This is a genomic window from Pseudomonas kilonensis (genome assembly GCF_001269885.1).
Lineage (GTDB): Bacteria > Pseudomonadota > Gammaproteobacteria > Pseudomonadales > Pseudomonadaceae > Aquipseudomonas > Aquipseudomonas kilonensis.
Genome location: NZ_LHVH01000017.1, coordinates 816,203 through 829,290, shown reverse-complemented (window position 1 = coordinate 829,290; position 13,088 = coordinate 816,203). Strand labels below are relative to the sequence as shown.

Genomic DNA, 13,088 nt, shown 5'->3' with positions numbered 1-13,088 from the left:
CCAAATGTGCAGCGTGCCGATCCACCGTGCGTGACTCTCGACGGGATGGACCAGTCCTATCAACGCTGGCCCAGGTGCTCAAACCAACAATACGCTAATCACACGGTCGCCCTTGCATGCATCCCCAACGAAAAATGCTGCACAACGAGTTGCACGCCCGCCCGTCGTTGTATTTCGACGAACCGGCCCACGTCTTCCACCTGGCGTTTCTGGGCGACAACGCCCAGTGCAACGCGCTGCTCGAGCGACTGTGCCCTGAAACCCACGCAGCAGAAGCCGCACAAGGCATCACCCGCCTGGAAGGACACCCGCTCAAGTGGGAGCGCCACGCCGAGTTCTTCACCCTGACCCTCGTCGTTCCCGCCAGCACCAATGAACTGCACTGGACAACGCTGCCCGACTGCCTTGCCCAGGGTATCGAAGGTCATTCCCAGCACCTCATCAATGCCGTTCAGGTGGTGGTGCGCGCCGAAGCCGGTCTCGACCTGCCCAGCTACGGTTTCAAGGACCCTTGCGGCTCGTGCGTGGGCGGCGGCGATGCAGTGGTCTGGAGCGATTTTCGCCTGACCGAGGACGGCACCAACCGCCTGCTGTTCATCAATCGACGGCTCAACGCTTATCGCCAGGGCCGCATGATCCGGCGCCTGCTGGAAATCGAGACCTATCGCATGATGGCGTCCTTGTCGCTCAATACCGCCAAGGCACTGGACCCGCAACTGAACGAATTCGATCGCACCCTGGTGAGCCTGTCCGAGCGCAACGCCAATGCCAGCGGCGTGCATGCCAAGGCCTTGCTGGAGGACATCGCCCTGCTGTCTCGCCAGGTGGTCAGCAGCACGGTCAGGAATCGCCACCGTTTCAGCGCAACCCGCGCCTACGCCCAACTGGTGTTCGAGCGCCTGGGGGAGTTGCGCGAAAGTCACCTGGGCGATTGCCAACGGCTGGGCGTGTTCATCGAACGGCGCTTCAAACCCACGGTGCGTTATTGCGCAGCCACCGAACAGCGCCTCGAACAACTGGCCATGAGCGTCGCCAATCTGGGTGACTTGCTGCAAGCACGCGTGCAAGTCGAGATGGAAGACCAGAACGCCGAGATCCTGCGCAGCCTCAATGCCCGCGCCGATGCACAAATAAAAATCCAGCGCGCGGTGGAAGGCCTGTCGATCATTGCCATCACCTACTACCTGATCAATCTGTTCAAACTGGTCTACAGCGGGCTGCACGCCTTGGGCGCGAACCTCTCGGCCCGCGAAGCGCTGCTGGGCATGACGCCGCCGGTGCTGTTGATCATGCTGCTGATTCTGATCCGGATCAGGAAGGCCAAAAGTCACTAGCGCGCCTTGCCCGCGCAGCACGCGGTCCAAGGGTTCCATGGACGCCTTTGCGTGTGCCTGCCGTGAGGACAAATCAGCGTCCGCCCTTCGCTAATCCCTTGTTTTACCGTACCCTGCCCCGTAACTCTTGATGAAAAATCACGAACCTGCACACGGCCGCTGACTGTTCCCCATGCGCAAATTTCTGTACCTGCTGTTTTCCTTGGCCTTGATTGCCGCCCTGATCACCTACGCACTGTGGACGACGGATCGTCCGGTGGGTCATTACCTGTCGGACCTGCGCATCCACCTGGCGGTGAACCAGGGCACGCCCGCCGACCGCGGCAATCTGCTGGGCATCCAGCCCGAACTGTTCCCCACCGACTACCAGAGCCCCGAGCGCCTGCATCGCAAACTGGCGGCCTATCTGCAGGCGGCTCGCGACCAGGGCTTGCTCAATGCCAAGACCGTGGTGGTCCTGCCCGAGCACATCGGCACCTGGTTGATGGTCGGCGGTGAAAAAGACGAGTTGTACCAGGCCACCACGTTGAAGGAAGCCATGAACTGGCTGGCGGTCAGCAATCCGCTGGCGTTTATCCAGGCGCTGGTCAGCGCTCAAGGCGATAACCGACTGGGCGATGCCTACCTGCGCATGAAAGCCGAGCGCATGGCCCATGACTATCAAGCGCTGTTCGGTGGCTTGGCCAAGGAGTTCGGCATCACCCTGGTGGCCGGTTCCATCGTACTTCCCGAGCCCAGCGTCAGCGACGGTGAACTGAAAGTCGGCCGCGGCGCGCTGTATAACAGCAGCCTGGTGTTCGGCAGCGACGGCCGGCCAATCGGCCAGCCACAACGCCAACGACATCCCGTCTTTGAACAGCAGGATGTGCTTGGCGCCGACCACCCGGGCGCCCCCCACGTCATCGACACCCCCGCCGGACGCCTGGGCGTGCTGATTGGCAGCGACAGCTGGTACCCGCTCCACTACCGGCAACTCAACGACCAGGGCGCGCAACTCATTGCGGTGCCCGCCTTCATCATCGGTCGCGATACGTGGGACAAACCCTGGAGCGGTTACAAAGGCCTGTCCACGCCGAGCGAGGTAAGCCTCAAACCGGGTGAAGTGAGCGAGGGACAAGCCTGGCATCGCCTGACACTGACCGGCCAATTGCCCATCAGCCAGGCCCGAGGCGGCGTCAGCGTGTTCCTACGGGGCCAGTTCTGGGACAGCGGCAGCGCCGGCCAGAGCTTCATCAGCCACAACGGCCAACACTTCCCCGATGGCAACGCCCGTGGCGCCCGCCTGCTGAACCTGTGGTTGTGAACATGAAACCGCAGCCCATGCGCCTGGGGGACTTGTCAGTGGGCTTCGTCCATAGCCTGGCTGACGCCGTCGCCAGTCATGGGCAAGACCCTCGACCTTTGCTCGAACAGTATGGTCTTGATGCCGCGCGCCTGGCCGAGCCCGGGGCACGTCTGTCGATTCCACGCTACATGCGCTTGGGCCACGCTGCGATTCAACAGACTCAGGACCCGGCCCTGGGCCTGCGCATGGGTCAGCTCGGGCGCTTGAGCCAGGCCGGGCTGGCGGGCGTTACCGCCGCCCAGGCACCGACCGTGCGCGAGGCCGCCCGCTGCATGATCCGCTTCGAACCGCTGTATGGCTCCAACTATCGCGGTCAGTCGAGCTTCCACGAGGATGCCCGGGGTGCTTGGCTACGGTTCTATTCCATCAGCCCGTATAACGCCTACAACCGCTTCGTCGTGGATTCGATCATTGCCGGCTGGCTTGCCCAACTGTCCAGCGTCAGTGGCATCGCGCTGCGACCCGAACGCATCGAAATCGAATTTGAGGCGCCGGCATACCTGGAGGCCTACCGCACGCTCGGCGACTGCCCGATCCAGTTTGGCGCCGAACAGAATCAACTGCGCCTGGGCCTGGACAGCCTCGCCCAGCGCAACCCACAGCATTGCCCCAGCACCTGGCACCATCTGCTTCAGTTGTGTGAACGGGAACTGGAACAACTGACCCGCACTCGCAGCCTGCGTGAGCGCATCATCCAGCTGCTGGGGCCGTTGCTCAACGGCGGCCGGGAACCCGACCTGGAAGAAGTGGCGGCCCGCCTGAAGCTGCCAACCTGGACCCTGCGTCGCAAGCTGGCCGAGGAAGGCACGCAGTTTCGCGCCATCCTCAACGACACCCGCCGCGACCTGGCCATGACCTATATACGCGATACCGAACTGGCGTTCGGCGAAATCGCCTACCTGCTGGGGTTTGCCTCAGCCGAGGCCTTTCAACGTGCCTTCAAGCGCTGGAACGACCAGACGCCCGGGGAGTTTCGTCGTAGTCACCGAGGGGTTTGAGCTTCAAGAACCTGACTTGGCGCTTACCACTTGTAGCTCGTAGCGGTTTTCACAACTCCGTCGCATCTTCGGCGGGTTCCAACGGGTCCAGTTCATATGCCTGGTATTCCAGCAGCTCTTCCTGATAATCATCCATTGCGTGTCCTTCCCCTGTCATTGAAACCAATGCCTGATGGCGCTGGCATCAGCATAAAGCTGCTTTATGAACAAAACATGAAGCAAAGGCTTCATGAATTAAACGTAGCACAGGGTCGGGAAATTACCGCGTGAAGTGTGACAGGGCGTAACTCCCTGCCACTGGACCTCAGGATGCCGGCAGCGGCTGAATCGGCTCGCTCGGGGGCGGTAACGAGCTGGACGGTGGAGGTGTAACGGTTTCCGTCGTCGGCGCAGACTCGAACGACTCGGGCGCAATTGGCGCTGGCTCGCTCGGCGGTGCGACGGGCTCCGACACCGTGGGAGCGGTTTCGACGGGGGCCGGTGCGGCCTCCTCTACCGGCGTGGCCGCTGCGGGCACAGGTGCTGGCGCAGGCGCAGGAGCCGGCATCAGGGCAGCCGGTTCAGCCTTGGTTTCCGGGATACCCAGCTCAGTTTTCGGCTTATCGGTCTCCTCAGTCTTCTCGGCAGCTTTCTTCGCTTCGGGAGGCAGGAACAGCTCGACCAAGGCAAAGAAACGCTCATAGAACTTGGCTGCCGACACGGTTTCGCTGGCGACCTTGACCATCGAATCATCCGAGGAGCCGATCGGCATCGATACCGAACCCAACACGCCCACGCCCAGGCTGGCGGAGTTGTTGGTCTTCTTCAGGGCATAACGGTCCTGCAAGGCGTTGGCGAACATCGTCGCACGGTGGCCAGTACCGCCGTCTTCGGCACAGACCAGGTTGAAGCTGATTTCCATGTGGGTGTCGCCGGTCTGCTGGAAACTCTTGTGACCGCTGACCAGCTTCGGATCGCTGCTGGTGATGATGTAGCCCTGGCTGAGCAACGCCCGACGCCCGGCCTCGCAGGTCGCCGCGTCGCTCACTGGATAAGTGCGCGAAAACGTGCCGGAGTCATCGAAATTCTCGTGTTCGTAGATGGCGGTTTTCTTCGACGAGCAACCGGCTGCGGCGGCCAGCACCAATGCAAGCCCGACGGTGCGCATGTGAATTGATTTGAACATTGAACATCCTGAGAAAAACGGTCCGGGGCGTATTGTGCAACAGAACGCGGCCTGGCCGCGTGGCTAATCTTGTTTCAAGGGGGTTACAAGTTTACTGGGGGTTGTTTGCAGGAAAAAGACGCTGATCCGGTAGATCGACGAATACCCGCTTTCCATGCAACAAGCAGATACAAAAACCTGACGGTTCGGGTTAATGCTGTTCACTTGAGCGGTTAATGAAGATTTTTTTATTCCGTTTCTGGAGGCGTGGTTAGGTGTGTATATCCATTGCTGCGGTAACGGCGGCTTATGGTTCCGCTCTTACAGCGGGTCACTTTTGGAAGAGCGCCAAAAGTAACCAAAAACGCTTTGCCCCACCACTCGGCACCTCGCTTAGGCTCGGTGTGCCCTCACTCCGGCATTGCTCCGTGGGCCGCCGCGAAGGGCCATCCATGGCCCAGCGCGGCTAACCCGGCATCCATGCCGGGTTGCCCACTGCGCAATGCCTGCGTTCGGCCAGCGTGGTTTAACGGGGCGCCCCAGATCAAAAGCCAAAGCGAGGCGGCCTAACAGCCGGCCTGATTTTGACGGGACCGCGCGCCCCCTGTGGGAGCGAGCTTGCTCGCGATGACGTCGGCAAATCCAACATCATCGTTGACTGGAACACCGCCTTCGCGAGCAAGCTTTGCTCCCACAGATCTAATGGGTGTACGACCGGGAGAGCCAGGTCGGCTGTTAGGCCGCCTCGCGGTGGACGTTGATCTCGGCGCCCCGTTAACCACGCTGGCTGAACGAAGGTATTGCGCAGTGGGCAACCCGGCATGGATGCCGGGTTAGCCGCGCTGGGCCATGGATGGCCCTTCGCGGCGGCCCACGGAGCAATGCCTTCGTTCAGGCATGCCGAGCCTAGGCGAGGCACCAAGTGGTGGGGCAGAAGCGCTTTGGTTACTTTCGCGCTCTTCGAAAGTGACCCGCTGTAAGAGCGGAACCATAAGTAGCCGTTACCGAAGAAATGGATATACACCCAAACCCAAGCCCAAAAAAAACGGCGCTTCCCATTTCTGAAGAAGCACCGTTTTCTCTAAGTGAACAGCATTACAGCCAGGTTTACCCAAACATCAAGCCATTAGAAACGTTTGATATCCGCCTGACTCTCCAACTGCTTGCGATACGCCGCGAAGTCCTGCTGACCAACACGGGACGCCAGGTAGCGGCGATACTCCGCCTTCTCTTCGTCAGTCGGTGCCGCCGCTTCGTTCACGCCGTTCAGACGCACGACCACCAGGCTGCCGTCAGGCAAGGTCACGCTGCTGAACGTCGGCTTGTCCTTGGACTCAGGCTTAGGCATGCGGAACAGTGCTTGCAGCACCGCCGGGTCGATGCCTTCCTGGTTGCGGGTGGCCGCCTGGATGGCTTTCCAGCCTTGGCCGTCGACCGGCTTGTCCAGTGCAGTCTTGCCGTCACCCAGGCTGGCGATCAACTCGTCGGCGCGGGTCTTGGCCGCTGCGCTGGCGTGTTCCTTGGCCAATTGAGCACGAATGGGGCCCGCCACTTTTTCCAGCGGCAATTGCTCAGGCTTGCGGTGTTCCTTGGCACGCAGCACCACGACGGTTTCCGGGTCCAGCTCGATGGCGGTGCTGTTGGCACCCTCCTCCAGCACTTCCGGGCTGAACGCAGCGGTAACCACAGCACGATTGGCCGCAATCCCTTCGCCGCCTTCACGACCGAACGGGGCCGAGGTGTGGACGGTCAGCTTCAAGTCCTGGGCAGGTTGCGCCAGGTCGGACGCTTCGAACGAGGCATCCTCCAGTTGCTTGGTCGCCTCAACGAAACGCTGCTCCACCTGCTGGGTCTTCAGCTCGCGGACCAGTTTATCCTTCAGGCTGGCAAACGTAGGCACTTCAGGCGCTTCGACACCCAGCAGCTTGATCAGGTGCAAACCGAAATCGGTGCGTACCGGTGCCGAGACCTGGTCCTTGTTCAAGGCGTACAAGGCCTTTTCGAACTCCGGATCGTAGACGCCTGGACCGGCATAGCCCAGATCGCCACCGTTGTTCGCCGAACCCGGATCCTGGGAAAACTCCTTCGCCAAGGCTTCAAACGACTCGCCTTTGGCCAAGCGAGCCTGGACTTCTTCGATCTTCGCCTTGGCCTGGGCTTCGGTCACCTTGTCGTTCACTTCGATCAGGATGTGCGCAGCCCGACGCTGTTCGGACAGGTTGGCGATTTCTTTCTGGTAGGCCGCTTGCAGGTCTTCGTCCTTGACGCTGACCTGGTCGAAGAAAGAAGCTTTCTTCAGCTCGAGGTAATCGATGACCACCTGGTCAGGCGTCATGAACTCCTTGGCGTGCTGGTCATAGTAGGCCTTGACCTCGTCTTCGGTCAGCTTGACGGAGGCCGGGTCGGCCTTGATGTTCAAGGTGGCGAAATCACGCGTCTGTTTTTCCAGGCGGGCAAATGCCAGCACTTGGGCATCGGTGACAAAACCGCTGCCTGCCAGGCCGGCGCGCAACTGACCAATCAGCATTTCCTGAGCCAGCATCTGGCGGAACTGCATACGGCTGTAACCCAGCTGGCGGATCACCTGATCGAAACGCTCGGCGCTGAATTTGCCATCGACCTGGAACTCAGGCGTTTGCAGGATCACTTGATCGAGCGCCGCTTCGGAGAAAGCGAACTTCGCATCGTGTGCGCCTTGCAGCAGCAGCTTGCGGTCGATCAGGCCCTTGAGCGCTGAATCGCGCAGCATTTTTTCGTCCAGCAGGGAGGCGTCAAAATCCTTGCCCAGCTGTTGCATAAGCTGACGGCGTTGCATGTCGACGGCTTGGCTAAGCTCGTTCTGGCTGATGTTTTCGCCGTTGACTTTGGCCGCCTCGTTGCTATTGGTGGTGGCTTGAAAAATGGCATCGAAACCGGTCAGCGCCATCAATGCGACGATGACCCCGATGATGGTCTTGGCAATCCAGCCTTGTGAATTGTCCCTGATATTCTGCAGCATGCGTCCCCCAGAAACGGTTGAACTTCAAATTTAGGCAACCGTGGAGCGTGGGTAGAATCCGGATAGAAGAAAGGCGCATCCGAGGATGCGCCTTCTCGTAACTGGCGGAGCGGACCGGGCTCGAACCTGCAAGCCCTGGCGTGCCAGACCGGTTGCAACCGGCCGTATTACCGCTCCGCTGCCAAGCCAGGCATGACCCCGACCCGGATAAACTCAACGAAACCTTAGTTAACGGCTTCTTTCAGTGCTTTACCAGCTTTGAAGCCTGGCTTTTTGGCAGCAGCGATTTCCAGCGTCTTACCGGTCTGCGGGTTGCGACCGATACGAGCAGGACGATCGGTCACGGAGAAGGTACCGAAACCGACCAGAACAACGGAGTCACCAGCCTTCAGAGCGCCAGTGACGGATTCGATTACAGCGTCCAGCGCACGGCCAGCAGCAGCTTTCGGGATATCAGCGGATGCAGCGATAGCATCAATCAGTTCCGACTTGTTCACTCTAAGTCCCCTTATATCTATTTGAGATGATTCTAAGTTTTTTTGGTGAAAGCAAAAACGAGTGCTGAATGGCCTGCAGACACTTAAGAGCCGCTTTATAACAAGGGCTCTAAAAAACTGTCAAGGAAGCCCCCCAGGCAAATGCGTATTAATGCGTGCTAATTCTTTCCTTAGAGTCAGACTCTCGCTTTTCTTCCTTCGCGACAATCTCCGGAGCCACATCCGGCAAGGGCTCCGGCGCGTATTGCAGCGCAATTTGCAGGACCTCGTCAATCCATTTAACGGGTTTGATCTGAAGATCTTGCTTGATGTTGTCAGGAATTTCCTTCAGGTCGCGGACATTCTCTTCGGGAATGATCACGATCTTGATCCCGCCCCGGTGTGCCGCCAGCAGTTTTTCCTTCAGGCCGCCAATCGCCAGGACCTGGCCGCGCAGCGTGATTTCACCTGTCATGGCGACATCGGCGCGCACCGGAATACCGGTCAATGCCGAGACCAGGGCCGTGCACATGCCTACGCCAGCGCTCGGACCGTCCTTGGGTGTGGCCCCTTCGGGCATGTGGATATGTGTGTCGCGCTTCTCATGGAAGTCCAGGGGAATGCCCAGGCTGCGGGCGCGGCTGCGAACCACCGTCAGCGCTGCGGTGATCGATTCGACCATCACATCACCCAGGGAGCCGGTCTTGATCAATTGACCCTTGCCCGGTACCACGGCCGCTTCGATGGTCAGCAGCTCACCACCGACCTGGGTCCAGGCCAGGCCAGTCACCTGGCCGATCTGGTCCTGTTGCTCGGCGAGGCCATAACGGAACTTGCGCACGCCCAGGAAGTGCTCCAGCAGGTCCGCAGTGACCTTGACCGCGAAGCGTTTTTCCAGCGCATGTTCCTTGACCGCCTTACGGCAGACCTTGGCAATCTGCCGTTCCAGGCCACGCACACCGGCTTCGCGGGTGTAGTAGCGAATGATGTCGCGAATCGCTTCCTCGTCGAATTCCAGCTCGCCTTTTTTCAGGCCGTTGGCCTGGATCTGCTTGGGCGAAAGGTATTTCACCGCGATGTTGATCTTCTCGTCCTCGGTGTAGCCCGGCAGACGAATCACCTCCATCCGGTCCAGCAACGCTGGCGGAATATTCATGGAGTTGGAGGTGCAGAGGAACATCACATCCGACAGGTCGTAATCGACCTCCAGGTAGTGATCGTTGAAGTTGTGATTCTGCTCAGGATCGAGGACTTCGAGCAACGCAGAAGCGGGATCGCCACGCATGTCGCTACCCATCTTGTCGATTTCGTCCAAAAGGAACAGCGGATTGCGTACGCCGACCTTGGTCATCTTTTGAATCAATCTTCCCGGCATCGAACCGATGTAGGTACGACGATGACCACGAATTTCCGCCTCGTCGCGCACGCCGCCAAGGGCCATGCGTACGAATTTGCGGTTGGTGGCGTGGGCAATCGACTCCGCCAGGGAGGTTTTACCGACCCCTGGAGGACCGACCAGGCACAGGACCGGACCACGAATCTTTTTCACGCGCTTCTGCACGGCGAGGTATTCAAGGATGCGTTCCTTGACCTCTTCCAGGCCGTAATGGTCGGCGTCGAGGATGTCCTCGGCGCGCGCCAGATCCAGGCGCACCTTGCTCTGGGCTTTCCATGGCACCTGGACCAGCCAGTCGATGTAGGAGCGCACCACGGTGGCCTCGGCAGACATCGGCGACATTTGCTTGAGCTTGTTCAGCTCGGCCTGGGCCTTGGCCAGTGCATCCTTGGGCAAGCCGGCGGCATCAATGCGCTTTTTCAGCTCTTCGATTTCGTTGTGGCCTTCATCGCCATCGCCCAGTTCTTTCTGAATGGCCTTCATCTGCTCATTCAGGTAGTACTCGCGCTGGCTGCGCTCCATTTGTTTCTTGACGCGACCGCGAATGCGTTTCTCGACCTGCAACAGATCGATTTCGCCGTCGAGCAATGCCAGCACGTGTTCGACACGGGCCGACAGATCAATAATCTCGAGAATTTCCTGCTTCTGCTCGATCTTGAGGGCCATGTGGGCCGCCATCGTATCGACCAGCCGTCCCGGCTCGTCGATGCTGTTAAGCGACGACAGGACCTCTGCAGGCACCTTCTTGCCCAGTTGCACGTATTGTTCGAACTGCGACAGCAGACTGCGGACAAACACTTCCGACTCACGCTCGGGCGCATCGACTTCTTCGATCAGCGACACCTCGGCCCGGCAATGGCCGTCCACTTCGCTGAAACGCTCGACAGTACCGCGCTGCTCGCCTTCGACCAAGACCTTGACGGTGCCGTCGGGCAACTTGAGCAATTGCAGAACCGTTGCAATCGTCCCTACGCGATACAGTGCGTCTTCGCCGGGATCATCGTCGGCTGGATTTCTCTGGGCCAGCAGAAGAATCTGCTTGTCACCCGTCATCGCAGCCTCAAGGGCTTCGATGGACTTCTCGCGCCCCACGAACAGCGGGATAACCATGTGCGGATACACCACGACATCGCGCAATGGCAGGAGAGGCAATTCGATGGTTGTCTTCATGATTTCGCCTCTACGGCGGCCCTAGGGCCGGAAACAGATGGAAGTAAGCTTGAAACCAAGATGGGGGCAGCCTTGAAAAAAAACAAGCGCTAAGACACGTCTAAAACGCGCTAAAAGCAAAGGGGCCCGAAGGCCCCTTCTTTATTCCGGCAGCGGGACGCTTAAGCGTCCGGTGCGGCCTTGGCAGCCGGCTCACTGTTTTCATAGATATACAGTGGCTTGGACTTGCCTTCTATAACGCTTTCATCGATCACGACTTTACTCACCTCGGATTGCGAGGGGATTTCATACATCGTGTCGAGCAATACGCCTTCAAGAATCGAGCGCAATCCACGGGCACCGGTCTTACGCTCCAGGGCACGTTTGGCGACCGATTTCAGCGCGTCGGAACGGAACTCCAGGTCTACACCTTCCATTTCGAACAGCTTGGCATACTGCTTGGTCAGGGCGTTTTTCGGCTCGGTCAGAATCTGCATCAACGCTGCTTCATCCAACTCGTCCAGCGTTGCCAGGACAGGCAGACGACCGACGAATTCCGGGATCAGACCGAACTTGACCAAATCGTCAGGCTCGACTTCACGCAGGGACTCACCGACTTTCTTGCCTTCTTCCTTGCTGCGCACTTCGGCGTTGAAACCGATGCCACCGCGGGTGGAACGGTTTTGAATAACCTTTTCCAGGCCGGAGAACGCACCACCGCAGATGAACAGGATGTTACGGGTGTCGACTTGCAGGAATTCCTGCTGCGGATGCTTGCGACCACCCTGGGGTGGAACGGAAGCGACCGTACCTTCGATCAACTTGAGCAAGGCCTGCTGCACGCCCTCACCGGAAACATCCCGGGTGATGGACGGGTTGTCGGACTTGCGGGAAATCTTGTCGATTTCGTCGATGTAGACAATACCCATCTGGGCCTTTTCCACATCGTAGTCGCACTTCTGCAACAACTTCTGAATGATGTTCTCGACGTCTTCACCTACATAACCCGCCTCGGTGAGGGTGGTTGCGTCGGCGATGGTGAACGGAACGTTCAGCAAGCGGGCCAGGGTTTCGGCAAGCAAGGTCTTACCCGAGCCTGTCGGGCCGATCAGCAGGATGTTGCTCTTGCCGAGTTCGACGTCGTCATTCTTCTTGTCACGTTGGTTCAGGCGCTTGTAGTGGTTGTACACCGCTACGGCCAGTACCTTTTTCGCACGTTCCTGACCAATCACATACTGATCAAGGATGCCGCTGATTTCTTTAGGCGAAGGCAATTTATGCGCGCTGCTCTCGGCCTGGGCTTCCTGCACCTCCTCGCGGATGATGTCATTGCACAGGTCGACGCACTCGTCGCAAATGAAGACCGAGGGGCCGGCAATCAATTTGCGCACTTCATGCTGGCTTTTGCCACAGAAGGAGCAATAAAGCAGTTTGCCGTTGTCCTCGCCGTTGCGGGTGTCAGTCATTCGATCGATCCAAATCCGATAGGCTTGCAACACAAGATGAAGGCAATTGCGGGCTTTTTCAAGCCCGCAGGTGATCGGACCAGCCGATCAACCTCATTTTGAGCTGCTTATTTTAAGCGGGGCGCTGGCTGATCACTTCATCGATCAGGCCATATTCACGTGCGGCTTCAGCGCTCATGAAGTTGTCGCGGTTGGTATCGCGCTCGATTTCTTCAAGCGTGCGCCCGCTGTGCTTGGCCATCAAGGTGTTGAGGCGCTCGCGGATGAAGAGGATTTCCTTGGCATGGATTTCGATATCCGATGCCTGGCCCTGGAAACCGCCCAGTGGCTGGTGAATCATCACGCGCGAGTTCGGCAGGCAGTAACGCTTGCCATGGGCACCAGCAGTCAGCAAAAACGCACCCATGCTGCACGCCTGACCGATACAGGTCGTCGAAACGTTAGGCTTGATGAACTGCATGGTGTCGTAGATCGACATGCCCGCCGTCACCGAACCGCCAGGGGAGTTGATATAGAGATGGATATCCTTGTCCGGGTTTTCGGCTTCAAGGAACAACAGTTGCGCACAGATCAGGTTGGCCATGTAGTCCTCTACCGGGCCCACCAGAAAGATGACGCGCTCCTTGAGCAGACGCGAGTAGATGTCATAGGCACGTTCGCCGCGGGCGGACTGCTCGATAACCATCGGGACCAGGCCGCCTGCGGCCTGGATGTCAGAGCTATGCTGATAAAAAGAATTGCGGGACATGTCTCGCAGTCACTCCCAAATAGTTATGTCTTGA

At 59.0% G+C, this 13,088-nt stretch carries 9 protein-coding genes; 3 read left to right on the top strand and 6 right to left on the bottom strand.

Annotated elements, in window-relative coordinates:
- The first annotated feature begins 116 nt into the window (after positions 1–116).
- The 3 genes from AD662_RS10270 to AD662_RS10260 all read left to right on the top strand — a co-directional run bounded on the left by AD662_RS10270 (position 117) and on the right by AD662_RS10260 (position 3,677).
- On the top strand, positions 117–1,334 hold the full coding sequence (locus tag AD662_RS10270; RefSeq protein WP_053186971.1) for a DUF3422 domain-containing protein: 1,218 nt from the start codon (positions 117–119) through the stop codon (positions 1,332–1,334).
- Between the two features lie 172 nt (positions 1,335–1,506).
- Positions 1,507–2,637 (top strand): carbon-nitrogen hydrolase family protein, encoded by a 1,131-nt coding sequence (locus tag AD662_RS10265; protein ID WP_053178679.1) that lies wholly within the window; start codon positions 1,507–1,509, stop codon positions 2,635–2,637.
- A gap of 2 nt (positions 2,638–2,639) precedes the next feature.
- A complete protein-coding gene (locus tag AD662_RS10260) occupies positions 2,640–3,677 on the top strand; it encodes an AraC family transcriptional regulator (RefSeq protein ID WP_018602325.1) in 1,038 nt (345 codons plus the stop codon).
- Between the two features lie 304 nt (positions 3,678–3,981).
- Here AD662_RS10260 and AD662_RS10255 read toward each other — a convergent pair whose 3' ends face one another.
- The 6 genes from AD662_RS10255 to clpP form a co-directional block, all read right to left on the bottom strand.
- A complete protein-coding gene (locus AD662_RS10255; RefSeq protein ID WP_053178676.1) occupies positions 3,982–4,842 on the bottom strand; it encodes a DUF2242 domain-containing protein in 861 nt (286 codons plus the stop codon).
- A gap of 1,105 nt (positions 4,843–5,947) precedes the next feature.
- Positions 5,948–7,819, bottom strand: coding sequence for a SurA N-terminal domain-containing protein (locus AD662_RS10250; RefSeq protein ID WP_018602330.1), 1,872 nt, complete (start codon positions 7,817–7,819; stop codon positions 5,948–5,950).
- Between the two features lie 224 nt (positions 7,820–8,043).
- A complete protein-coding gene (locus AD662_RS10240) occupies positions 8,044–8,316 on the bottom strand; it encodes an HU family DNA-binding protein (RefSeq protein ID WP_002552737.1) in 273 nt (90 codons plus the stop codon).
- A 148-nt stretch (positions 8,317–8,464) separates the two neighbouring features.
- Positions 8,465–10,861, bottom strand: a complete 2,397-nt coding sequence (gene lon, locus AD662_RS10235; protein ID WP_014339302.1) for an endopeptidase La — start codon at positions 10,859–10,861, stop codon at positions 8,465–8,467.
- A 161-nt stretch (positions 10,862–11,022) separates the two neighbouring features.
- Positions 11,023–12,306, bottom strand: a complete 1,284-nt coding sequence (gene clpX / locus AD662_RS10230) for an ATP-dependent Clp protease ATP-binding subunit ClpX (protein ID WP_003183176.1) — start codon at positions 12,304–12,306, stop codon at positions 11,023–11,025.
- Between the two features lie 112 nt (positions 12,307–12,418).
- Positions 12,419–13,054, bottom strand: coding sequence for an ATP-dependent Clp endopeptidase proteolytic subunit ClpP (clpP, locus tag AD662_RS10225; RefSeq protein ID WP_018602422.1), 636 nt, complete (start codon positions 13,052–13,054; stop codon positions 12,419–12,421).
- Positions 13,055–13,088: the final 34 nt, after the last annotated feature.

What these genes read in the sequence shown, in the direction of transcription:
- clpP (WP_018602422.1), bottom strand. Translation starts at nt 13,054, where the DNA reads ATGTCCCGCAATTCTTTTTATCAGCATAGCTCTGACATCCAGGCCGCA.
- AD662_RS10255 (WP_053178676.1), bottom strand. Translation starts at nt 4,842, where the DNA reads ATGTTCAAATCAATTCACATGCGCACCGTCGGGCTTGCATTGGTGCTG.
- clpX (WP_003183176.1), bottom strand. Translation starts at nt 12,306, where the DNA reads ATGACTGACACCCGCAACGGCGAGGACAACGGCAAACTGCTTTATTGC.
- AD662_RS10260 (WP_018602325.1), top strand. Translation starts at nt 2,640, where the DNA reads ATGAAACCGCAGCCCATGCGCCTGGGGGACTTGTCAGTGGGCTTCGTC.
- AD662_RS10250 (WP_018602330.1), bottom strand. Translation starts at nt 7,819, where the DNA reads ATGCTGCAGAATATCAGGGACAATTCACAAGGCTGGATTGCCAAGACC.
- AD662_RS10270 (WP_053186971.1), top strand. Translation starts at nt 117, where the DNA reads ATGCATCCCCAACGAAAAATGCTGCACAACGAGTTGCACGCCCGCCCG.
- AD662_RS10265 (WP_053178679.1), top strand. Translation starts at nt 1,507, where the DNA reads ATGCGCAAATTTCTGTACCTGCTGTTTTCCTTGGCCTTGATTGCCGCC.
- lon (WP_014339302.1), bottom strand. Translation starts at nt 10,861, where the DNA reads ATGAAGACAACCATCGAATTGCCTCTCCTGCCATTGCGCGATGTCGTG.